20 protein-coding genes and 1 pseudogene are annotated in these 21,965 nt (G+C 37.0%); 12 read left to right on the plus strand and 9 right to left on the minus strand.

What is annotated here, in order from left to right; translation table 11 throughout:
* Window positions 1-277: 277 nt before the first annotated feature.
* The 4 genes from ACQKN2_RS00335 to ACQKN2_RS00350 all read right to left on the minus strand — a co-directional run bounded on the left by ACQKN2_RS00335 (window position 278) and on the right by ACQKN2_RS00350 (window position 4,773).
* On the minus strand, window positions 278-1,192 hold the full coding sequence (locus ACQKN2_RS00335) for a DMT family transporter (RefSeq protein WP_427413144.1): 915 nt from the start codon (window positions 1,190-1,192) through the stop codon (window positions 278-280).
* A gap of 229 nt (window positions 1,193-1,421) precedes the next feature.
* On the minus strand, window positions 1,422-2,672 hold the full coding sequence (locus ACQKN2_RS00340; RefSeq protein ID WP_427413145.1) for a glutamate-5-semialdehyde dehydrogenase: 1,251 nt from the start codon (window positions 2,670-2,672) through the stop codon (window positions 1,422-1,424).
* 12 nt (window positions 2,673-2,684) lie between these two features.
* Window positions 2,685-3,779 (minus strand): glutamate 5-kinase, encoded by a 1,095-nt coding sequence (gene proB, locus ACQKN2_RS00345; RefSeq protein ID WP_427413146.1) that lies wholly within the window; start codon window positions 3,777-3,779, stop codon window positions 2,685-2,687.
* Window positions 3,780-4,389: 610 nt separating this feature from the next.
* Window positions 4,390-4,773, minus strand: a complete 384-nt coding sequence (locus tag ACQKN2_RS00350; RefSeq protein ID WP_427413147.1) for a sodium:proton antiporter — start codon at window positions 4,771-4,773, stop codon at window positions 4,390-4,392.
* Between the two features lie 288 nt (window positions 4,774-5,061).
* On the opposite strand from ACQKN2_RS00350, the pseudogene ACQKN2_RS00355 reads away from it, so the two are divergent.
* The 3 genes and pseudogenes from ACQKN2_RS00355 (at window position 5,062) to ACQKN2_RS00365 (ending at window position 7,091) form a co-directional block, all read left to right on the plus strand.
* Window positions 5,062-5,684, plus strand: a pseudogene (locus ACQKN2_RS00355) (LysE family translocator).
* A 14-nt stretch (window positions 5,685-5,698) separates the two neighbouring features.
* Window positions 5,699-6,496, plus strand: a complete 798-nt coding sequence (locus ACQKN2_RS00360; protein WP_427413148.1) for a DUF3658 domain-containing protein — start codon at window positions 5,699-5,701, stop codon at window positions 6,494-6,496.
* 208 nt (window positions 6,497-6,704) lie between these two features.
* A complete protein-coding gene (locus ACQKN2_RS00365) occupies window positions 6,705-7,091 on the plus strand; it encodes a PepSY domain-containing protein (RefSeq protein ID WP_427413149.1) in 387 nt (128 codons plus the stop codon).
* A 145-nt stretch (window positions 7,092-7,236) separates the two neighbouring features.
* Here the strand turns inward: ACQKN2_RS00365 and ACQKN2_RS00370 are convergent, their stop codons facing one another.
* A complete protein-coding gene (locus ACQKN2_RS00370; protein ID WP_427413150.1) occupies window positions 7,237-7,431 on the minus strand; it encodes a hypothetical protein in 195 nt (64 codons plus the stop codon).
* A 461-nt stretch (window positions 7,432-7,892) separates the two neighbouring features.
* On the opposite strand from ACQKN2_RS00370, the gene ACQKN2_RS00375 reads away from it, so the two are divergent.
* Together ACQKN2_RS00375 and ACQKN2_RS00380 are read left to right on the plus strand one after the other, a co-directional pair.
* Complete coding sequence (locus ACQKN2_RS00375; protein WP_427413151.1) at window positions 7,893-8,564, plus strand: response regulator transcription factor; 672 nt, start codon at window positions 7,893-7,895, stop codon at window positions 8,562-8,564.
* Window positions 8,561-9,919: a sensor histidine kinase gene (locus tag ACQKN2_RS00380; protein WP_427413152.1), complete on the plus strand. Its 1,359-nt coding sequence runs from the start codon at window positions 8,561-8,563 to the stop codon at window positions 9,917-9,919. The genes ACQKN2_RS00375 and ACQKN2_RS00380 overlap by 4 nt, the downstream gene beginning before the upstream one ends.
* A gap of 312 nt (window positions 9,920-10,231) precedes the next feature.
* Here ACQKN2_RS00380 and ACQKN2_RS00385 read toward each other — a convergent pair whose 3' ends face one another.
* Entirely contained in the window at window positions 10,232-11,113 is an 882-nt protein-coding gene (locus ACQKN2_RS00385) for a LysR family transcriptional regulator (RefSeq protein ID WP_427413153.1), read from the minus strand.
* A gap of 793 nt (window positions 11,114-11,906) precedes the next feature.
* Between ACQKN2_RS00385 and ACQKN2_RS00390 the strand changes: the two genes are divergently transcribed.
* Window positions 11,907-12,659, plus strand: coding sequence for an alpha/beta hydrolase (locus ACQKN2_RS00390; RefSeq protein WP_427413154.1), 753 nt, complete (start codon window positions 11,907-11,909; stop codon window positions 12,657-12,659).
* Between the two features lie 185 nt (window positions 12,660-12,844).
* Window positions 12,845-14,194, plus strand: a complete 1,350-nt coding sequence (gene brnQ / locus ACQKN2_RS00395; RefSeq protein ID WP_427413155.1) for a branched-chain amino acid transport system II carrier protein — start codon at window positions 12,845-12,847, stop codon at window positions 14,192-14,194.
* A 58-nt stretch (window positions 14,195-14,252) separates the two neighbouring features.
* On the opposite strand, the gene ACQKN2_RS00400 is transcribed toward brnQ, so the two are convergent.
* Window positions 14,253-15,011, minus strand: coding sequence for an SDR family oxidoreductase (locus ACQKN2_RS00400; RefSeq protein WP_427413156.1), 759 nt, complete (start codon window positions 15,009-15,011; stop codon window positions 14,253-14,255).
* Window positions 15,012-15,208: 197 nt separating this feature from the next.
* On the opposite strand from ACQKN2_RS00400, the gene ACQKN2_RS00405 reads away from it, so the two are divergent.
* Window positions 15,209-15,778: a TetR/AcrR family transcriptional regulator gene (locus ACQKN2_RS00405; RefSeq protein WP_427413157.1), complete on the plus strand. Its 570-nt coding sequence runs from the start codon at window positions 15,209-15,211 to the stop codon at window positions 15,776-15,778.
* A gap of 466 nt (window positions 15,779-16,244) precedes the next feature.
* Here the strand turns inward: ACQKN2_RS00405 and ACQKN2_RS00410 are convergent, their stop codons facing one another.
* Both ACQKN2_RS00410 and ACQKN2_RS00415 read right to left on the minus strand, forming a co-directional pair.
* Complete coding sequence (locus tag ACQKN2_RS00410; RefSeq protein ID WP_427413158.1) at window positions 16,245-17,447, minus strand: YhgE/Pip domain-containing protein; 1,203 nt, start codon at window positions 17,445-17,447, stop codon at window positions 16,245-16,247.
* Between the two features lie 55 nt (window positions 17,448-17,502).
* Window positions 17,503-18,084: a TetR/AcrR family transcriptional regulator gene (locus ACQKN2_RS00415; protein ID WP_427413159.1), complete on the minus strand. Its 582-nt coding sequence runs from the start codon at window positions 18,082-18,084 to the stop codon at window positions 17,503-17,505.
* Between the two features lie 328 nt (window positions 18,085-18,412).
* On the opposite strand from ACQKN2_RS00415, the gene ACQKN2_RS00420 reads away from it, so the two are divergent.
* The 4 genes from ACQKN2_RS00420 (at window position 18,413) to ACQKN2_RS00435 (ending at window position 21,648) form a co-directional block, all read left to right on the plus strand.
* The gene (locus ACQKN2_RS00420; RefSeq protein ID WP_323646465.1) at window positions 18,413-18,736 is read left to right on the plus strand and encodes a PadR family transcriptional regulator; all 324 of its coding nucleotides are present in this window, start codon (window positions 18,413-18,415) and stop codon (window positions 18,734-18,736) included.
* A 236-nt stretch (window positions 18,737-18,972) separates the two neighbouring features.
* Window positions 18,973-19,503, plus strand: coding sequence for a DUF2812 domain-containing protein (locus tag ACQKN2_RS00425; protein WP_427413160.1), 531 nt, complete (start codon window positions 18,973-18,975; stop codon window positions 19,501-19,503).
* Window positions 19,504-19,514: 11 nt separating this feature from the next.
* A complete protein-coding gene (locus tag ACQKN2_RS00430; protein ID WP_323646463.1) occupies window positions 19,515-20,420 on the plus strand; it encodes an ABC transporter ATP-binding protein in 906 nt (301 codons plus the stop codon).
* Window positions 20,398-21,648, plus strand: a complete 1,251-nt coding sequence (locus tag ACQKN2_RS00435) for an ABC transporter permease (protein ID WP_427413161.1) — start codon at window positions 20,398-20,400, stop codon at window positions 21,646-21,648. Before ACQKN2_RS00430 ends, ACQKN2_RS00435 begins: the two co-directional genes overlap by 23 nt.
* The last annotated feature ends 317 nt before the right edge of the window (window positions 21,649-21,965 follow it).

Raw genomic sequence — 21,965 nt, forward strand, 5'->3', positions numbered from 1 at the left:
TTTGTTGCTGACGCTTTGCTTTTGCACAGAAAAATTGCCACAGGGCGTGGGCTTTCCGTCGCTTTGTCATTTCTATCCGTCGATCTGCCCGACCTTTCCGTCGCTAAGCGCTTTGTATCCGTCGTTCTGCCAGTTCGTTCCGTCGCCTTCAATTCAATCTGTCGCTCAGCACGACCTTCATCACCTTGCCCTTGACGTACTTAGACTGAGCTCCTTATTGCAGTAGGTGTTTAGATATCCACTGAAAAGGAACCACACCGCATCCACCTTTTCACCTTTAGAGGTGGGGGGGTTCCATAGCTGACGCTTCGCTTCCGCTACGAGACACTCGCTTTTTCTTTGGTACGTAAATAGTGTAGAAAATACCACCGAAAATTAATACAATACCAGCCGTTTGCATGAAGCTCGGCATAAAATCAAGCAACAGCATATCAAGCAATATAGCCACAACAGGGTCAACAAATACTAATACTGAAACTAATATAGTAGAGAGGCTACGAATACTATCAAAGAATAAATAGTAAACAAATCCGGTATGAATAAAACCTGTTCCTAAAATATATAGCCAGTTTGTAGCTGTTAAGCCTTCAAATAATGAAAAATTAACAAATGGCAATAGTATGATAATTCCGACCGTTGTTTGGATATATGTTAATGCGTAGGAGCTAAGCTTTGTGATCGTTTTACTTGTTAACATCGTAAATGCGTAAAATAATGCAGACAGTAATGCCCAAATAAAGCCTGATTTCATAAATTCAGAGACTGACATAAAATTATTTAAACCAATAATAAACATACTGCCGATAAAACAAGTTAGTGTTGCTAGTAAAGCTTGAATAGTCATCTTTTCTTTTAAAAACAATGCGCCAAAAATTAATACGAATATTGGTGCTAAATTATAGATAGAAATGGCAATGGAAATCGACATTTCTTCAAATGCTTTAAATAAAAATACCCAGTTTAAGACAATAAAGACACCACATAGAAGTGTACGTATTATTTCGTTTTTATCCCATTTCTCCGTCTTATGACCACCAGTGATAAGCCACATTCCGCCAAGGAAGAGGGTAGCGCAAATACATCTAATAAATACTAGCTCGATTGCAGGTACACCCGTATGAACGGTGAAAAAACCAATAGAGCCGAAAAGAGCCATTGAAACAGTTAGTTTGATAATCGCTGACCTGTTCATATAAAACCTTCTTTCTATTATAATTTTTGACGCTTGTGAAAGTAGGGGAGACTTAACGTTTATCTCGCCCCGTTATCAAAGTTTTTCGCTCACGTAGAGAGGATGGAACTACTCGGCTAGGAGTAAAACCCGCCACGTCCCTCTACAAATCTTTCAATCCTAAAGCTTCATAAAATAAGCGAAGAAAGCCGACAGTGTATGTGAACTGTCGGCTTTTATTGTTCTACAATTATTCGCGGATTTGGCCGTTACCGTGAATGTAATACTTTGTAGATGTTAACGCAGGTAACCCCATTGGTCCTCGAGCATGTAATTTTTGCGTACTAATGCCGATTTCTGCACCGTAGCCAAATTCAAAGCCGTCTGTGAAGCGAGTGGAGGCATTGTGATAAACAGCAGCAGCATCCACGCTATGTAAGAAAGTATCTGCTACTAACTGATCCTCTGTCATGATGGCTTCAGAGTGGTTCGTGCCATATTTATTAATGTGCTCAATTGCTTCATTAACATTTTCCACAATTTTAACGCTGATCTTTAAATCTAAATATTCAGTTGCATAGTCTTCTACAGTTGCTAGTTGCGCGAAATCAAGAGTTTGACAAACGGTGTCATCACCGATAATTGTCACACCAGCTTGATGTAGAGCACTTAGTAGCTGTTTGCCATGCTCATGAAACCATTCAGGATGAATCAGTAAGCTTTCTGCGGCATTACAAACAGAAGGACGCTGTGTTTTTGCGTTGATACAAATCTTTTCTGTTTTTAAGTAATCGGCCGTTTGATCTACATAAATATGACAGTTGCCAGCACCTGTTTCTAGTACTGGTACAGTGGCTTCATTTACTACTAAGTCAATAAGTGCCTTTCCGCCACGAGGAATTAAAACATCTAAGTATTCTTTTAAATGGAATAATTCTTTGACAGTTTCACGATTTGTATCCTCGATTAATTGTACAGCGTCCGCAGGGATAGCCGTTTTTCTAAGTGCACGATGAATACTTGCCACTAGTGCTACATTAGAAAATTTAGCAGAAGAGCTACCACGTAAAATGACTGCATTGCCAGTTTTCAATGATAAAGTTGCCGCATCCACGGTTACATTAGGGCGTGCCTCGTAAATCATCCCGATAACGCCAATTGGCACTAGACGTTTTTCAATGAGTAAGCCATTATCTTTTTCTATTCGTTCTAAGAGACTACCAACTGGATCATTTAATTCAACTAGTAAGTGAATAGCATTTGACATTGCCTCTACTCGTTCTTTGTTAAGCATGATGCGATCGAGGGTAGAAGCGGGCATCCCTTGTTTCTCGCCATTTGCTAAATCCTTTGCATTTTCAGCAATGATCGTATCTTGGTCGATTAGTAATTGCTCAGCAATTTTTGTGAGAGCCTCATTTTTCTCGCAAGTTGTTTTAATATTTAAAATATAGCTCGCGGCCTTAGCCAGCTTTCCTTTTTGTTGAACTTCACTCGTCATGTGAATTCCTCCTTAACTTGTTTGAATTTTTAGCCATTTATCTCGATGAATGACCTCAATGGGATAGTTCGCTAACTCATCTGTACGTTTTCCCATCGCATGTGCTAACTCTAGGGAAGAATATAAGACCTCACCACGGCCAAGTAGCCCTTTGTCACTATAGACTTCGACAACGTCGCCATTTGCGAAGTCGCCTTCAACACGATATACGCCAGCAGGCAACAAGCTTTTCCCATTCGCCAATAATGCATGTTCAGCACCGCTATCTATAAAAATTTTACCAGATACTTCCGTAAGTGCAATCCACTGTTTATTATTCGTTAAAACAGCAAGCGCATCATGCTCTACATACGTACCATCACCACGTCCTTCTACTATATCGACAAGCTTATTAGCACCGTGACCAGTTCCAATAAACACTTTGACACCTGCATTTAAAGCTGCTCGAGCTGCCAGTAATTTGGATTCCATACCACCTGTACCGACCTTAGACCCTGAACCATCTGCAAAGCCAAGCATTTCATCAGATACCTCTGTTAAACGATCAATACGTTGGGCATCAGGGTTTTTAGTTGGATTGGCATTATACAAGCCATTGATGTCTGTTAAGATAATGAGCTGATCGGCATGTATAAGACCACTGACGAGTGCCGATAACATGTCGTTATCTCCAAAGGTTAATTCGCTGACAGATACCGTATCGTTTTCGTTAATGATAGGTAGAATGGAGCGCTCTAATAATTCCTCAAATGTGGCACAGGCATTTTTATAACGCTCTTTTTTAGAAAAATCAGTGCGAGTCAGTAAAATTTGAGCGGGCACAATATCATAAATGCTAAATAAAGCATTGTAGGTTTGAATCAGTAAACTTTGCCCAACTGCCGCTGCAGCCTGTTTACCTTTTAATGTGACGGGACGAGAAGGGTAGCCTAGCTGTTTAAAGCCTGCTGCTACTGCACCTGATGAAACAAGCAATACTTCATGACCGTATTTTTTTAATTCAGCTATCGCTTGAACATGGTCCATTAAACGTATTTTATCAATTTCACCTTTTGCATTTGTTAAGGAGCTACTCCCAATTTTGACGACGATTCTTTTTCTTTCCATAGTATTACCTCCAATTCGCCATTACACTTTTATCAAGCCACCTATAGAGGTGGTAGACTTCTAAACCTGTCGCTACGCTTTCGGTACAAAAGATATTTGTAGCTGACGTTTCACTTTCGCTACGAAAACATTTGTAACTGCCGTTTCACTTACGTTACATAAAACACTTGCAGAAAAAAGTAAAAAATAAAAAACCTTTTCATCCTAAAAAATTAGGACGAAAAGGTTTACTTTCCGTGGTACCACCTAGATTGAACATCATTGACATTCCACTTTGCTCATAACGCTTGAGACTGCGCCTAGTTTAGCTAGGACGATTTACGAAGTAGGTTCTTTAGTCTTTCTTGTACAATGCCTTACAGCCGATGGGCATCGCTCTCTGATCAAGTAGTTTCTAGGTACTAATCTTCGCTCGCTTTTATTGTATAATTCAATATCTTTTTTGAATGGACCCTCAGCAATTATGTTAGTTAGTGTCCGATTTCTATAAAGAATGCACTACTTTAGCATGTCTGTCAAGCTGATTAGGAATGTTAATAGAAAGTTTTGAATAAATAAGGTAGTAATAATGAACAATCGAGGGTAAAGTGTAAGGGCAACATAACCACGTTTACTTGAACCACCAGATTGCGATAAAGAGTGGGAGCATCGCTATAACAATCACGAAAAAACTCCATACTATTTGTTTTCCTGAAGACATGTTTTTCGGTTTAATACTCATTTGTTCATATATTTCGTTGATGGCACGTTGTTCTTTTGCATAAAGCATAGTTTGAAATTCATCGTAATCTTGAATATAACTTGAGGGAGGGCGAGGGCTAAAGCGTAAACTTCGAATATCGTCTGTAATCTCTTTTTCACCCATCCAATAAGTAATAACTGGCGCTAACCCTGAAGATTGCGTAGCCTGTACTCTGATATCATGTGTTTTCATTTTATAATAGACATTTCCTTGCTCGTCTTCAAATTGCTTTACAATATCACTGACTGCCATCAATAAACACCTCTTTCTCCCAAACAATACGACTTTTACGTTATGATAATATTCATTATAATGGATTAAGGTAGAAAAGTATTGCTGAAACGAGCATAATTGGTTATATGTTTTTTGTGAAAATTTAGAAAATATATATTAGTATGTAGTACAATAGAGGTAAATCCATTTTATGGTTATTCTTTTCTAAAAGTAATAGTTCATTACTAAAAGCAGGGTTAGTCGGAATAAATTTAACCCTACTTATGATGAGTATTTTTATAAAAGTAATAGAAAGAAGGGATAGTATTGGAATTTTCAACCATAATGGCATTTTTAGGAGCGGCAATTAATTAACACTGATGCCAGGTCCAGATAATTTATTTGTTCTAGCACAAAGCATCACACAGGATAAAAAGGCTGGTATAGCAACATCACTTGGCCTATGTACAGGTTTACTCGTCCATATCGGTGCGGCGGTTCTCGGAATCTCAGCTATTATTTATCAATCAACAGTTATTTTCTCTCTTGTTAAGTTTGCAGGAGCGGCGTATTTATTGTACTTGGCATGGCAATCGTTTCGTGCGAAAGGCGATCCATTCACACTGGAACAGCAAGATAAACAAGCCTATGTGACGTTATATCGAAAAGGTATTTTAATGAATATTTTAAATCCAAAAGTTTCTTTATTTTTCTTAGCACTATTGCCACAGTTTGTAAATCCTTCTAATGGCCATGTAGGTTTACAGATGCTAATTTTGGGTATTGTATTTTTAGTACAAGCGCTAATACTATTTTCTTTATTTAGTATTTTTGCCGGTAAAGTAAGAAAAGTAATTATTGGGAAGCCTGCAATTGCTAAACGATTAAATATGATCCAAGGCGTACTTTTCACTTTTATTGGAATACAAATAGCGCTAAGTAAACAGTAAAATGGGGGATTTTCATGGCAATTTTACATATAACGTTTAGCTTATCTACACAGGGTTCAATTAAACATGCAATACGACAACATCATTTACAACGAGATGAGTCAGTGCTTAGTGTCAATGAGATTTTCTCGATTGGTCCGCTATGCAGCTTAGAAGAACGAAAAAGCTGGTTAAGAGCCAACATCTTTAGGGACAGTGAAGAACGTGAATTGAACGAGGATCTTCATAAAGAATGGAAGAAAAAAATTGCAGGTTTACCGTGCGATGTTGATGTCTGGGTATGGTACAGTCAAAGTACTCATGAAGAGATTGGGTTACGTTATGTCATGAGAGAGTTGATCAATAAATGTAGTATGGTATATGGGATTGATGCCACAGATGGCTTGAAACGTGTACAGCCAAACATGATGATTCGTCAAACAGGTGAGCTTTCACCAGACTTGCTTATGAAGCTACGTTCTGAGGCAAAGCGTTTTTCTATTGATGAGTGTCAGCAACTTGCAAAGGAATGGGACGAGCTCAAACAAAACCCTAGTACATTGCGTGTTTGGCAAGATGGAATTGTCCATGTAGCGGAAGATGCATTGGATCCCATCATTATGGAATGTGCGGAAAGAGCACATGCAGAACTAAATGAGGAATGGCTTAAACCGATGCGTATCATCGGTGAAACAATTGGTTCAATTGATGAATATTTAGGTGAAGAGTTTGTGGAAAAACGCCTAATGGCCCTTGTAAAGCATGGAATTTTTGAGATTGATGGAGATACAACAGATATGTATTCGTATCAATTAAAATATGTAGGAAAGTAATAATAAATTTCTTTGCAGCAACCACCTTTCTTATGGAGAAGGTGGTTTTTGATGTTGAAGAAAATTGTCTTGTAGTGAACCTCAAAATGAGAAAATACTCATTAAAAATTTATTGAACTCTTAAATCATTCTCCTAAACTTTTCATAACGTCCTGTCAGAATAGGGACTGTAAGAAAACTTTACAATAATTTTTAGGAGGAACTCAAAATGATAAAGAAATTAATGATCCCAGTTTTAGCAGCAACATTTATTGGAGGCGCGTTTGCAGGTAATTATGTCATCACTTCTGCATTTGCTAGTAGCGATAAAGCGGAGACTAGTCAGGTAGAAACTGAAAAGGATGACGATAACATTGCTGAACTGCAAGCAAAAGCAAAATTATCAGTAGAAAAAGCCCAAGAGATTGCTCTTGAAAATGTTACAGGAACAGTACAAAAATCTGAACTAGAAGATGAAGACGGTGTTGTGGTTTACGGTTTTGAAATAAAAACTTCATCTGGCGATGTGAAAGATGTAAAAATCGATGCTGCTTCAGGTAAAGTAGTGAAGGTGGAAGCGGAAAATGAAGATGATGGAGCAGAAGAAAACGATTAATCGTATCAATTAAAGGAATGGGTGAAGACCCTTCCTTTTTCTTTTGTCACTTTTTGTAGGTAGTTGCAATAATATTTCTTTAACTTCTTTCAGCAAATGTCTTTTGTATCGAAAGCGTAGCGACAGGTACAGAAGTCTCCCACCTCTAGAAGTGGTGAGACGAATGCGGGCCAGCGCGTGCCCAAACATCCGCTGAAATTGAGGAACTCAGTCTAAGAACGCCACGTCCTGTGGCAACGACTGAGTGACCAACATCTTGCTGTTGCTGACGCTTCGCTTTCGCACAGACAAAACCTTTTGCTGACGCTACGTTAGCACTACGCTTTCGCGCAAAAAACATCTGTTGGCCTAAAGCCTCCGGCGGATGTCACGGAATCGGAAAGGAGTTCTTAGGGGATATTAGCCTAAAATCATCGCATCCATGCGATAACGGCTAACTGACCTGCGTCGGTAAAACCGCCACGTCCTGTGGCATTACCGAAATGACCGACATCGTGTCGGCCCTCGTGTTGCTGTCGCTACATTAGCACTGCGCTTTCGCACAAAAAACATCTGCAGGCCTAAGCACAAAGCCGATTCCGGACGCAATTATGCCGAGGCATAATTGATAATGGAGATTATAGGATGAAAAATAGATGAACTTCTGCTCTTTATTATGCAATCAGTTAGTCTACTAGTAATAGGTATCGGAAAATGATCCTAGCTATAAATCAAACGTATTAAACACAGAACTTCGGGAATTGTTAGTTTTTCTATAATCCGGTAACATATAAATAGTATAAATCTTAGGAGGGCTCACATTTGAAGAAAGTACTAATCATAGAGGACGAGGAAAGAATTACGGAATTTTTAGAATTAGAACTTACACACGAAGGCTTCGATGTGACGGTTATCCATGATGGACGTGAAGGGCTGGAAACAGCACTGAATGAACATTTCGACCTTATTCTCTTAGATTTAATGCTACCTCATTTAAATGGTACAGAAATTTGTAGAAGAATTCGGCTTGTGAAAGAAACGCCAATAATTATGCTTACTGCGAGAGATAGCATTATGGATCGTGTGATGGGCTTGGATGTAGGAGCTGACGATTATATGTCTAAGCCTTTTTCAATTGAAGAACTGTTAGCGAGAATGCGCGTGATTTTTCGTCGAAATGAACGATATGAAAAGAATGTTATCAAGCACTTAAAATTTAAAGAAATACAAGTTGATACGATGTCTCGAACGGTTATGAAAGAGACTGAAGAAATACCTTTGACAAAAAGAGAATATGAACTCCTCTTAATATTTTTACAAAATGTAAATCACGTACTTTCTCGGGAATTGATATTGGAAAAAATCTGGGGATATGATACGGAAGTGGAAACGAATGTTGTAGATGTCTATGTTAGATATTTGCGCAATAAACTTCAAAATGATGAAGATCATTATATTCATTCGGTTCGTGGCGTCGGGTATGTAATGAAATGATGAAATCGTTAAAGCTAAAAACAAAAGTTATTTTATGGACAACGGTAATGATGATTGGTTTATTCGTTTCTTACAATATATTGCAATATTTTGTGATGAACAGTTGGATGGTTCATTATGAAGAACAGGCGATTGAAAATAAGATGATAGCTATACAAAATCTTTATGATGACCAAAAGCTCTCTAGCAAGTTTATTAAGGAAAATAAATCGTTCATTCATTCCATTAATGAAAAATCAGAGACCATTCGTATTTTGGATGAAAATGGGGAAAGTATTATCGCTGTTAGTGAAGAAGAATTATTGCAAGTACCTTCTCACTCAGTTCAGAACGGACACTTTGAATTAATCAAAACAGGTGACGACCGACTGTTAGTGTATCGCGAGCCTATAAATGGTACAAATTTTGTAGTTGAAATTATTCGTAATATGGAGATTTTCGATAATTTATTAGCACAATTTGGGCTAGTTATGTTTTTGTCAGGGATTGGTGCAGTTTTCTTAAGTTTAGTAGGGGCGCTATTCATTTCGAAACAAATCGTTAGACCGATACAAGATATTTCCCAAACGCTTACTAGAATTAAAAAGTTTGGTTTAAAAGAAAGGGTACAAGTACAGCCTGCGCAAGATGAAATTGCAGAATTAGCAAATCACTTTAATGAACTGATGGATCAATTAGAAACTTCATTTAATCAACAAAAACAGTTCGTGGAAGATGCTTCACATGAATTAAGAACGCCGATTTCGGTGTTGAATGGAAATTTAATGATGTTAAATCGTTGGGGAAAAAATGATCCTGAAGTGTTAGATAAATCATTGAATTCATCTTTAAAAGAAGTGAATCGAATGGAAAAACTGGTAAAGGATTTATTAGAATTATCTAGACTAGATTCAGAAAAAATCAAGAATGTCTCAATTTTATTGGAGAATCCTCAATATATTATAGAAAAAGTTATCAATGATTTTCAAATTACCCATCCAGATTTCTCTTTTTCGCTTCAAATAACTAAAAGTGAAGCATTGGCCATAACAGAAGGGCATCTTGAACAAGTGCTTACAATATTAATCGATAACGCTATTAAGTATTCAAATGATGAAAAAAAAGTAAATATCTATTATCATCAGCATGAATTGACTGTGCAAGATTTTGGAATCGGTATTCCTGAAGAAGATATACCTTTTGTTACAAATCGTTTTTATCGAGTGGAAAAATCACGTAATCGAAAAAAGGGGGGATATGGAATTGGGTTATCCATTGCACAAAAATTGATGGACAACTATCATGGCAAATTATCTATTGAAAGTCAATTAGATGAGGGGACATCTGTTACACTGACTTTTCCCAAATCCATTTGAACATATCGATTTCACCTTGGCTTAATTGTTGCTGTCGCTACGCTTTCGCACAGAAAACATTTGTTGCTGTCGCTACGCTTTCGCACAGAAAACATTTGTTGCTGTCGCTACGCTTTCGCACAGAAAACATTTGTAGCTGACGCTTTGCTTTCGCTACAGAAAACATTTGTAGCTGACGCTTTGCTTTCGCTACAGAAAACATTTGCTGAATGAAGATAAAGAAAAGCGAGTAACAATTACACAGAGGTGAATTGTTACTCGCTTTTCTGTTTTAGCTCGTTTATTAATAATTGAAATGATAAGAGCTTTCAATTATTTCTTTTCGTAATAATCGAATACAAATTGCTGAAATTGCCTTGCTGATGGTGGAAGGTATCGATTTTCAATCCAAGCCATACCTATGGTCCGTTCACAAACCATATCCTCAACACGAATTTTAGCCAATTTATTTGGATTCAAGTCTTCATCAACAGGTAGCAACGACACGCCAAGCCCAGCACTTACAAAACCAGCAACTGTAGATACCTCATCACCTTCAAACGTAATTTTCGGTTTGATACCTGCTGCATTTAATAATTTATCAGCTGTGCGGCGTAATGCGTAACCCTTTTTCAACAGAACAAAATTCTCATGTTCAAGTTCCTTCATTTTGATACTTTTACGTTTGGCGAAGGGATGGTCGATTGGTACCATAATATAAAGCTCATCACGCCACAGCTCCTTCCAACAAACAGGTGGCTCCGTGTCAATCGCTGCGAGTAAGCAAAGGTCTAACTCTCCTGCAAGTAATTGCTTCAATTGGGAGTGTGAGTAATTTTGTGTAAAGTGAAAGCGTATATGCGGATGGTTCTGACGGAAGGCGCGAATCAAATCAGGAACGATGCTAGTCCCTAGAGTATGTAAAAAGCCGAGTGACACATCTCCTAGCTCTGGGTTATTAAGCTCCTGTAATTCTATAACTGCTTTTTCGTATTCCTTACGCATGCGTTGGACACGATACAAAAAAAGCTCGCCATATCGGTTGAGCATAATCGAACGTCCTTGTCGGTCGAACAAGGGTACTCCTAATTCCTCTTCAAGCTTTGAAATAGAACGACTTAATGCTGGCTGAGAAATCGCTAATGTCTCAGCTGCACGAGTCATGTGCTCAAGTTTTGCTACTGTTGCAAAATATTCCAATTGCTGCCACTCCATTTTTCCCACCTCTATTCCCGTTATTTTTGAGTTAACAGCATTATAACGATAAAAGAGTAGGAAGTATAGGGACATAAAGTGAAACTTTAATCAGTGGGGGTTTTTCCCACTGATTATTAGTCTTCACCAATCGGGCATTTATGGGCAGTTATTCTTTCACCTTTGCTTTTACTAAATGTAAGGTGAGAGTTTTGCTCCTAACGCTTTGCTATTAGTAATACTGCCCGTTAATGCGGGATAAAGTGAAACTTTAATCAGTGGGGGTTTTTCCCACTGATTATTAGTCTTCACCAATCGGGCATTTATGGGCAGTTATTCTTTCACCTTTGCTTTTACTAAATGTAAGGTGAGAGTTTTGCTCCTAACGCTTTGCTATTAGTAATACTGCCCGTTAATGCGGGATAAAGTGAAACTTTAATCAGTGGGGGTCTTTCCCACTGATTATTAGTCTTCACCAATCGGGCATTTACGGGCAGTTGTTCTTTCACCTAATTTCTTTGCTTTCGCTGAATTTTGAGGTGGAGTCTTGCACCTAACGCTTCGCTTTCAGTACAGATAAATTTCTGCCTGAGAATGTGGCATAAAAATTTTTTGAAAAAACTTTACTCTTAAAATGAGAAATGCAAAATCAAAGTAACAGAAAGCGTTATATAACAGTCATTAACCTCACATCGTTAATGCACGAAAGACATTAATATGATAAAAATTATAAATTGTACATTATGAATAAAGGGTGTTAAGATAGACACATAAATTACACAATTACAAGTTTCCGTGAAGGGGATATTATAAAATGAATTTTTCAAAGCCACAACCTCTAACAATTGAGGGAGGCAAAAAAGCCGTACTATTACTGCATGGATTCACAGGTAGCACAAAAGATGTGAAAAAGCTAGGTGAATTTTTATCAAAACGTGGTTATACAGTTCATGCACCGATTTATAGTGGGCATGGTGTAGAACCAGAAGCATTACTTGAAACAAGACCAGAAGACTGGTGGAACGATGTTGTGGAAGGTTATAACTTCCTAAAAAGTAATGGTTATGAAGAAATCGCGGTAGTAGGAATTTCACTTGGCGGCGTATTTTCGTTAAAAGTAGCAGAGACGTTTCCTGTGAAAGCATGTGTTGCCATGTGTGCACCAATCACACGCGATAACTCAAAAGGCTTATTTACACGTTTATATCATTACGCTCGTTTATATAAACATTTTGAAAATAAATCAAAAGATCAAATTATTTCTGAATTACATGAATTACGTATTACACCAAAGGATTCTTTAGATGGTGTGACACGTTTAACGACAGAAACTCGCGATGAATTATCTACAATCAAAGCACCTACATTAGTATTACAAGGTTCATTAGATGATGAGCTTTATCAAGAAAGTGCACCATTCATTTTAAATACTGTGGAAACAGATGATAAAGAGATTATTTGGTATGAAAATTCTGGTCATATTATTACATTAGATAAAGAGCGCGAAAAAGTGTATGAGGACGTATATAAGTTTTTAGATCATGTAGAGTGGTCTGTAGCAAACTAAGGGGCTGTCAGCAGACAGCTCTTTTAGTTTTGTCTATTTTAAGCTAGGAACTGTACAATTAACGATTTTAAAAGAAAAAACTATTGTTTTTCAAATAAATGCTTGATACTATAATGGAATTGTAATAAAAATCTCTTCATTTAAATTGTTCGCAATAGTGAAATACATCTAAGGAGTTCATCAAAATGCAACAGAAAATACCTTTTTCAACATATGCAGTCATCGGTACGATGCTTTTCGGACTGTATTTTGGGGCAGGGAATCTTATTTTTCCAATTCAGCTTGGACAATTAGCAGGAACCAACTTTTGGCTTGGCCTAATTGGATTTTTAGTAACAGCTATCGGTTTACCTTTTCTAGGTATTTTAGCTATTGGTTTATCAGGTAGTAACGGTTTGCGTGACTTAGCGAGCCGGGTGCACCCATTATTCGGTGTCATCTTTTCATTAGCTCTCTATTTAACGATCGGACCTTTTTTTGCGATTCCTCGTACAGCGACAGTTCCGTTTGTTGTTGGCTTTGAACCATATATTCAAGCTGAGCATACAACACTTTTACTTGCTTTATTTAGCTTTGTATTTTTTGCCATCGTTTATTATTTCTCATTGAATCCAGCGAAAATTATGGATTATATCGGAAAATATTTAACACCAGCATTTCTGATTGTGTTATTTATTTTAATTATTATTAGTATTGTCAAACCGATGGGGCATTTCCAACAGCCAATGGGAGATTATATTGATTCAGCATTTATGACAGGCTTTAAAGAAGGCTATAACACAATGGATGCGTTAGCTTCACTAGCTTTTGGTATTGTTGTCATTAATGCAATTAAAAGTGCAGGAATAACAGACAGAAAAGAAATTGCTAAAGCAACGTGGAAATCTGGTGTTTTTGCCATGGCATTAATGATGTTAATATACGGTTTAATCACGTATATGGGGGCATCAAGTATTGGAGCTGTTGGCACATTTGACAATGGTGGGTTAATATTTTCCGCAGTGGCAGATCACTATTTTGGATCATTCGGGGCTATTTTATTGGCAGTTATTATTGTCCTTGCTTGTTTAAAGACAAGTATTGGCTTAATCACATCTTGTAGTGAATTTTTCCATGAGGTATTTCCGAAAGTCAGCTATAAATGGTTTGTATTGATCTTGTGTGTTATGTCATTTACAATTGCCAACTTCGGATTAACGAACATTATTAAGTTTGCTATTCCAGTGCTGATGTTCCTATATCCGATAGCAATTGTCTTAATTGTCCTTGCATTATGCTCACCACTATTTAAAAATAAGCAAACGGTATATGCGGTTGCTATGATTTTTACAATTTTTATTAGTGTTATTGATGGCTATAAAGCATTAGTAGTTAGCATTCCTACGGCGAAGCTAAGTATTTTTGATGCGATTGAGAAAGCTTATTCGAATATTTTACCTTTTTACGACATCGGCTTAGGATGGATATTACCAGCGTTAATTGGGGCATTAATAGGATGCTTATTCCCAGCAAAAAAGCATAAAAATGGATTTTAATTGATAGAAAGCACGCACAATGAATTTTACATGTGCGTGCTTTCTCGTATGTTGAAACTTAGTAAGCTGTCCAACCACCATCAGCAGCAATTACTTGTCCGTTGACAAAGCTTGCTTCATCTGAGCCAAGGAATATTGCAAGCTGAGCGATTTCTTCAGGTTGTCCAGCGCGTGGGTTAATGGACATACCTAGTGATTGGCGTGCTGCACCTGTTTGGCTCACGTTTGTCATGGTAGAAGCTATGTTTGTTATAACTGCACCTGGAGCGATACCATTGCAGCGAATATTTTTATTTGCATACATGAATGCTGTGTTTTTTGTCAGTCCAACAACAGCATGCTTAGAAGCGGTGTAGGCAGCCCCAGCACGGCCGCCATAGAGACCACCAGCAGAAATATTATTGACAAATACACCATGTCCTTGAGCAAGGAAAATTTCTGTAGCCATACGCATTGAACGCATAACAGCAGTTGTATTTACCGCGAATACTTTGTCCCAACGCTCATCAGTAACTTCACCAACTGGCTCCATTCCATCCATAATACCAGCATTATTCACTAAAATATCTAATGTGCCAAAAGCATTTTTTGTTTCATCAAATAAGCGTTGTAAATCTTCTGTTGAAGCGACATTTGTTTGAACGGCGATTGCTGTTCCACCAGCTGTTTCGATACCTTCAACAACAGCTTGTGCACCTTCTATATTTAAATCAGAAACTACGACTTTTGCACCTTCAATTGCATAACCTTCTGCAATTGCTTTACCCATACCTGACGCGGCACCTGTTACGATTGCTACTTTACCTTCTAATCTCATCACAAAAACCTCCTATTAATTATGTTCTTTCACCAGCGTTTGTCCCAGTGATTTCTAGGATATATTATGTTAGATATTGAACATGTGTTCATTAAAATAATATAATGGAATTGTAAGCGATTTCAATATGCAAAATACGAAGAACTGTTCAGTAATCAACATATAAAAAAAATCTGTTTAATAAGGGGGTGAAAAATTTGAACGCCAACGATTTACGAGTTGTCAAAACGAAGCAAGCATTACATAATGCTTTACTAACTTTACTGAGTGAGAAGCCTTTAGAGAACATTACAATCGCAGAAATTTGTCGGGTAGCAAAGGTGAATAGAGGTACTTTTTATTTGCACTACGAGCAAAAGGAAGGACTATTTGAGGAATACTTTCAGGAAATTATGGAGGATTTGAATAATTCCTACGAGGAACCGTACCGTGTAGTAACAACAATGGATAAAAACCAAATAGATCCTAATACTATTCGTATTTTTCATCATATTGAGCGCTTTAAAATGTTCTATCGCATTGTTTTTTCAAAAAATGTACCGCTGACCTACTATTATATGTTATTTGATGGAATTTTCTCTCTGCTAAAAAGGGATATCACTATCCATAATAAAGCACATGATGAGGCATCTATTGAATATTATAGTGCGTATCAGGCAAATGCAATCATCGGCCTTATCATTCAATGGTATCGCCAAGATTTTGTGGATAGCGTTAGTACCTTAAATAAGCAACTTGCGGCTATTTTGCGGATTGGTGAAAAGTGATGCAGGAAATTTCTTTGATTTAAAATGAAGAGATGGATAGAAGTGAGGACCTATATCTCTGATAGATATAAATAACAAAATGGTCAAGGTAAACTTTGTGAATATGGATGCTCTTTAAATGAGGATGATTTCTGTTCCAGATTATATTGTTAAGGTTCCAATATATCACTAAAAATTAGAGCAGCATGCCAGAAGATACATGCTAAATGAAGTGGTTGATTGGAGTGTAGACTGAGCGACTCCTCGGGGATCAGCGTCACAGATGAGACCCTGGAGCGAGCAACGCGAGTGAAGCGGCTCATCGGACGCCCCCAGGAAAGCGCTCAGTCGGAACGGAAATCAACCCCTCGTTTTGCCGAAGAGCACACTTTATTTAATAGGACACTAAATTTAATTAACATAATAGTCGTTCAACAAAATCAGCGATGTACTAACTCGTCATTAGTATATCGCTTTTTTGACAATATTATTGAACAGTAGCAGGGACTATTTGCTCGCTTTTTACTTTTGATTTTTTTAAAGCAACTACGATAGCAGACATGGCCAATGTTACAGCAATGATCATTCCTAATGAGCTACAATTACTCATTAAATTATTAGTGCTTCCACCAAAAATAATTGTGTAATAGCCATCTGCTCCGTAACTAGCTGGAAGAAGTGACGCTAGTTTATTGTAAAAATTAGATAGCATCGCTTGTGGAACAAGAGCACCTGATGTAACAAGCTGCATAGAAAGAGCGCAAATATTAAAAATCATACCCAGATTACCAAAAATGATGATAAAGGCTTGTGCTAAGCAGAGGAAAGCCCAGAACATTAATGCTTGAAAAAGATATACTGTTAAAAAATTTACTTGACTTGAAATATTAAATAGATGCATTAAGCCAATCGTTAATAGCGGAAGGGCAAAGGCAACACCAATATTAATAAGCTGTCTTGCTAGGAACAATTGCCACTTCGAAATTGTATCTTGCACAAGTTGTGCAGCCTGCTGATGCTGCATAATCATTACCATTGCACCAACGAATGACGAAATAATAACCATCAATGGCACAAAATTCGCAGCAAACTCTTCAACATTATTCGTTTTAATAATAGTAGAATTTATCGCACGATCCTTTACACTCATAATTGTAGTAGCAACGGCTTCGTTAATTTGTTGTGCTGTATGTTGCTCCATTGGCAGCAGTGAGAACTTTTGAGAAAATGCCTCAATAGTTTTGCCCTGTTGTACAGGATAAATATTGTGGTTAATTTCCGCTGTTACTTGTTTGGCTACTCCGTCCATCATGTTTTTTGTGATGCTAGCATTCGCTTGATTAATAGAGTAAATGATTTCAGCTTCTTTACCTGCTTGTAATTGACTCGTAAAGTCGCTTGGAATATGAATAATCATTTGGATATCACGTTGGTTTAATTCATGCTCAGCTTTGTCTAGAGAAGTGTAATTTTCTAATGTGAAAGGTAGTGTGGCTTTTATTTCATTTACTACTTTTTTCCCCATCTCTGTATCTTCACTAATTAGTCCAATCTTTAAATTGTCTGTTCTGTCATTGACACCATCATAGGCGGTCATCCATACGGAAAAGAAAATGATCTGAAATGCAATTGTGATGACGATGCCAATATAAGTTTCTCGAATCTTAAATAAAGCTTGTAAACCTTTCATAAGTTAACCTCCGATATAAGTAAGTACTTACTTGCATTGAAAAGAAAAATTTTTTCTAGGGAGCCAATCCCCTAGAAAAAATAGAAATGCTTGTTTTTAATAACTCTTCAGGTGACATATTAGAAACAATTGTTCCTAAGCGTGCACGTGACATGAAATGACCAAAATTGACAGCAATAAGAGATAACGCTGCTGCTTCAAAATCAATTTCTCTAATTTTCCCTCTTTCATGCATTTCCTGAAAGTAATGAATGAGCTCGTTTTTAATATGAAGTGGGATGTTAGCAATCTCTTCGTTGATCTCAGGAAACTGCATTGCTTCTTTAAAGCCGATCATAACAAAGTCTTTAATAGACATTAAAAAGTTAAAATGCTTTATAGAGAAATTTAGTAAATCCGTTTCCAAATCCCATGTAACATTTTTATTGATCTCTTGCTGCAAAAGAGGGAAATAGGAAAATTGCTCAATAATGGCTTTCAAAATGCCGCGTTTGTTTCCGAAATGGCGAAAAATAGTTACTTCATTGACCCCTGCTAATTCAGCAATTGCTTTCGTTGTTGCCGCAGTATAGCCCTTTTCACTAATGAGTTGTAAGGCAGCTTCAATGATTCGTTCTGCGGTGCTTTTTGTTGACAATAGAGTTCTTCCTTTCGTGCAAGTAATTACTTACATGCTAGCATAGAGAAATTTTTTATGCAATAAAATATTCAAATACAGGAGAAATTAAGAAACATTTGGATGACCAAAAGATTGCTTTGGTCATCCAAGAACTGCTTAAATGTTCGGGTATCAGGGAAATCACTCGAAGTGAATCAAAACAACCTCAAAGTGCTACACTACGAGTATGAAAAGATATTATACTTTTTATGGAAAAAATAGCATTGACAAATATATCGTCAGCTGATATATTTTAAATGTATCAGCTGACGATATATTGTTGGACGATATAAAAAGGGGGATTTGTATGACGCAAGAGCATCCGCCTTTAACAGAAGGCGTTTATTATATTTTATTAGCGTTATTTGATGCTAGGCATGGTTACGGCATTATGCAACTGGTAGAGGAAATGAGTAATGGTCGAGTTCGCCTTGGAGCGGGAACGATTTATGGGGCAATCAAAACATTACTAGAACGAGGATGGATTGAGGCGCTAGATGGAGACGGACGAAAAAAGGAATACATTATAACAGATAGTGGGAAAAAAGTTATAGAATACGAAATTTTGAGATTAAGGGAACTTTTTGACAATGGCATCCGTATAACAAAAGTGGATGGAACAAATGGATAAATATCGATTGGTTGTAAACTCGAATGAATTGAGGGCGATGCCCGACAAAGCTAGCTGCATTTAACTATACCAAGTTCGATAAAAAGCTTTAGATGAGATGAATATTCAAAATTATTTTCCGGGAAATCAGAAAAATCCGATAATTCGATGCGGCGTTATAACGACTACTATTAAGGCGCATGTTTTACCAGGAGTTCACATCAATTTTATAAGATTTAGATGGGAGGTGGAACTTTATGAAAAAAAGAGTGTATCGTTTTTTTCTTGATTATGAACAAGAAGAAGCATGGGTTAATGATATGGCGGAACAAGGTTGGCATCTAAAGCGTACAATGGTGGGATATTTTATTTTTGAAAAAGGGGAACCAGGTCAGTACATTTATCGCAATGAACTAATCAAAGGTAAAAGCCAAGATTACTTTGAATTTTTAGAGACGATGAATATCGAGTTTGTTTCAAAGTTTGGAGGATGGGCTTATTACCGCAAAAAGAAATCAAAAGGACCATTTGAATTATTTTCAGATAGTTCTTCGAAAATACAGTATTTAAAATCAATAAGCCGTCTTTTTATATCAGTAACATTGCTTAATCTTTTAGTTGGATTTATCAACCTTTATATTGGACTTGGTGAATCAACAGAAAGATTTTTAAACACAGGATTTTCGTGTTTAAATCTTGTAGTCGTAATAATTATGTGTATGCAAATTTTGAAGGTAGAAAGACGTAAAAAAGGACTGCAACGAGAATTACATATATTTGAAGTGTAGGAGGAAAAAAGATGACATTACAATTAGAACGTGTCACAAAGAAATACAAAGATTTCACAGCAGTCGATAATCTGGACTTTACGATTGAAAAAGGGGAGATTTTTGGGCTGATTGGACAAAACGGAGCCGGTAAAACAACGACGTTCCGAATGATTTTAGATTTACAGGAGACAACGGCTGGTACGATTACATGGGATGGCAAACCCGTTAATGCCATCAACCGTGATGTACTTGGCTATTTACCAGAGGAACGAGGCATTTTTCCGACGATGAAGGTAGAGGATCAGCTTTACTTTTTTGGTGAGCTACGAGGCATGAAGAAGTCAGAGTTAAAGAAGGCGATTGACTATTGGATTAATCGATTTGAGCTTGAGGAAAGACGGAAAGATAAGGCTGAAACTTTGTCAAAAGGGAACCAGCAAAAAGTACAACTGATTGCTAGCTTTATTCATAAACCGCAGTTCTTAATACTAGACGAACCATTCAGTGGACTTGATCCTGTAAATAAAGATTTACTGAAAGATGCAATATTGCATTTAAAAGAACAGGGCACAACGATTTTGTTCTCTAGTCACCAGATGGATAATGTAGAGGAGCTATGCGATCATCTTTGTCTATTAAAACGAGGAGTCTCTCTGTTTTCAGGTAGTCTACTAGATTTAAAGAAACAATACGGAAAAACAAGATTGGCAGTACGTACAGAGTGGTCGACAACTCAATTGTTGACGCTTGAGGGAGTCAAAGATGTTCGAGTGGAGAAAGAGCAAACCGTGCTCACTCTAGAGGATGAGAGCTATGCACAAAGCATTTTCGAGAAGCTTTCCAATGGTAAATATATAGAAAAATTCAGCTTAGATTATTTATCGTTAGATGAGATCTTTAAAGATAAGGTAGGTGGCAACGTTGTCGAAGTTTAATTTATTAATGAAACAGCTTTACAAATCAAAAATAAAATCAAAATCCTTTGTTGTAATGACAGTCATTTATATACTTGGGATGTCCGTTGCAGTTTTCTGGTCAGATATTAAAGAGCTTTTTACAGGTGATGATCATGCGCAACAAATTGCGATTGTCAACGAAACATCAGCCGATTTAACCGGTCTCTTTGTATCTAATGGCGATATGGAATTTATACAAAATGAATCGAATATATCGGAGCTAGAGAAAAAGGTCAAAGACGAAAAGCTAGATGCGATCGTTAAAATAACAGATCAGAATGGTCAGCTACATGCTGAAATTGCCACTTTCACCCCGTTGAAATTAAATGATCAAGGTGCGATAAATTCGATACTGCAACTTGCTGGCCAAAATTTTGCTGTACAACAGTTATCATTAACACCAGACCAAGCAGCTCAAATTATGAATGCAAAAACGATTATCACTGATAAAAACTTAAATACAGAGTCTACTGGTGGTAAAAGTGAAGAAGAAAAACAATCAGGACTATTTGTATCTTATGCAGTTGGTATTTTAATTTATTTCTTTATTTCTACATTCCTATCTATGATTACAACGGAAATTGCTACTGAAAAAGGTTCACGTGCAATGGAAATGCTACTAGTAAGTGTTAAACCAGCTACCCATTTTAAAGCAAAAATTGCTGGTGTACTATTACTCGCATTAACACAGATGAGTATCATAATAGTTGTCTTCCTAATCTATGCGAAATTTGCGAAGAACGGTGTTATTTGGGATATGGCAGCTAGCATTGTTAATGAATTATCGATTGGTTATGTAATATATGCCCTGCTATTCCTACTATTAACAATCATTCTTTATTTAATTGTTGGGGCATTATTCGGTTCTTTAGTGTCTAAAGTTGAAGAATCAGGTCAAGTATTAATGCCAGCCATGATGATTACGATAATTGGTTTCTATGTGCTGATTTCAGGAATGGGTAATCCAGATACAATTATCATTAAGGTATTCTCTTATATTCCATTTACGTCTGGAATGATTATGCCGATGCGTATCGGGGCTACTGATATAGGCGTAACGGTACCACTTTTATCGTTAGGTATTTTAATCGCAACAATTATTGTGGCTTACTTATTCAGCATATCATTCTATAAACGCAGCGTGCTAACTTATAGTTCAGGTGGCGTTATTCAAAAAATTAAGACAGTACTAAAAGTGACAACATGATGATGAAAGCAGCTACATAAAGTAGCTGCTTTTTTAGTTCGAATATTCCAATGCTAGAAAATGATGTAAAGTATTTTGTTGATTCAGTCGAATTTCCTAATGAAAAAAGCTATAATTTATAGATGAGAGTGACGTTTTGTTATCTCAAGCTAGGATGGAAGGTTTATTAAAAAGTCATCTATTTAACGCTTTGCCACATAAGAAAATCAACTAGAGCATCACGATATAGTGACTCTTATTTTGCAAGGATTGACTAAAATGAAACCTTTTCAGCTTGGAATCGTATGTAAATAAAAGAGATAAATCGCAGGGGGTAA

Origin of the sequence: Lysinibacillus sp. NPDC093688, from assembly GCF_050280145.1 — a bacterium.
In the GTDB taxonomy this organism is placed as follows: Bacteria; Bacillota; Bacilli; order Bacillales_A; family Planococcaceae; genus Lysinibacillus; species Lysinibacillus xylanilyticus_B.

Coding starts and splice junctions, on each gene's coding strand:
- ACQKN2_RS00425 (WP_427413160.1), top strand. CDS start 18,973: ATGAAAAAAAGAGTGTATCGTTTTTTTCTTGATTATGAACAAGAAGAA.
- ACQKN2_RS00420 (WP_323646465.1), top strand. CDS start 18,413: ATGACGCAAGAGCATCCGCCTTTAACAGAAGGCGTTTATTATATTTTA.
- proB (WP_427413146.1), bottom strand. CDS start 3,779: ATGGAAAGAAAAAGAATCGTCGTCAAAATTGGGAGTAGCTCCTTAACA.
- brnQ (WP_427413155.1), top strand. CDS start 12,845: ATGCAACAGAAAATACCTTTTTCAACATATGCAGTCATCGGTACGATG.
- ACQKN2_RS00430 (WP_323646463.1), top strand. CDS start 19,515: ATGACATTACAATTAGAACGTGTCACAAAGAAATACAAAGATTTCACA.
- ACQKN2_RS00400 (WP_427413156.1), bottom strand. CDS start 15,011: ATGAGATTAGAAGGTAAAGTAGCAATCGTAACAGGTGCCGCGTCAGGT.
- ACQKN2_RS00410 (WP_427413158.1), bottom strand. CDS start 17,447: ATGAAAGGTTTACAAGCTTTATTTAAGATTCGAGAAACTTATATTGGC.
- ACQKN2_RS00360 (WP_427413148.1), top strand. CDS start 5,699: ATGGCAATTTTACATATAACGTTTAGCTTATCTACACAGGGTTCAATT.
- ACQKN2_RS00340 (WP_427413145.1), bottom strand. CDS start 2,672: ATGACGAGTGAAGTTCAACAAAAAGGAAAGCTGGCTAAGGCCGCGAGC.
- ACQKN2_RS00335 (WP_427413144.1), bottom strand. CDS start 1,192: ATGAACAGGTCAGCGATTATCAAACTAACTGTTTCAATGGCTCTTTTC.
- ACQKN2_RS00370 (WP_427413150.1), bottom strand. CDS start 7,431: ATGTTTTTTGCGCGAAAGCGTAGTGCTAACGTAGCGTCAGCAAAAGGT.
- ACQKN2_RS00350 (WP_427413147.1), bottom strand. CDS start 4,773: ATGGCAGTCAGTGATATTGTAAAGCAATTTGAAGACGAGCAAGGAAAT.
- ACQKN2_RS00380 (WP_427413152.1), top strand. CDS start 8,561: ATGATGAAATCGTTAAAGCTAAAAACAAAAGTTATTTTATGGACAACG.
- ACQKN2_RS00390 (WP_427413154.1), top strand. CDS start 11,907: ATGAATTTTTCAAAGCCACAACCTCTAACAATTGAGGGAGGCAAAAAA.
- ACQKN2_RS00385 (WP_427413153.1), bottom strand. CDS start 11,113: ATGGAGTGGCAGCAATTGGAATATTTTGCAACAGTAGCAAAACTTGAG.
- ACQKN2_RS00365 (WP_427413149.1), top strand. CDS start 6,705: ATGATAAAGAAATTAATGATCCCAGTTTTAGCAGCAACATTTATTGGA.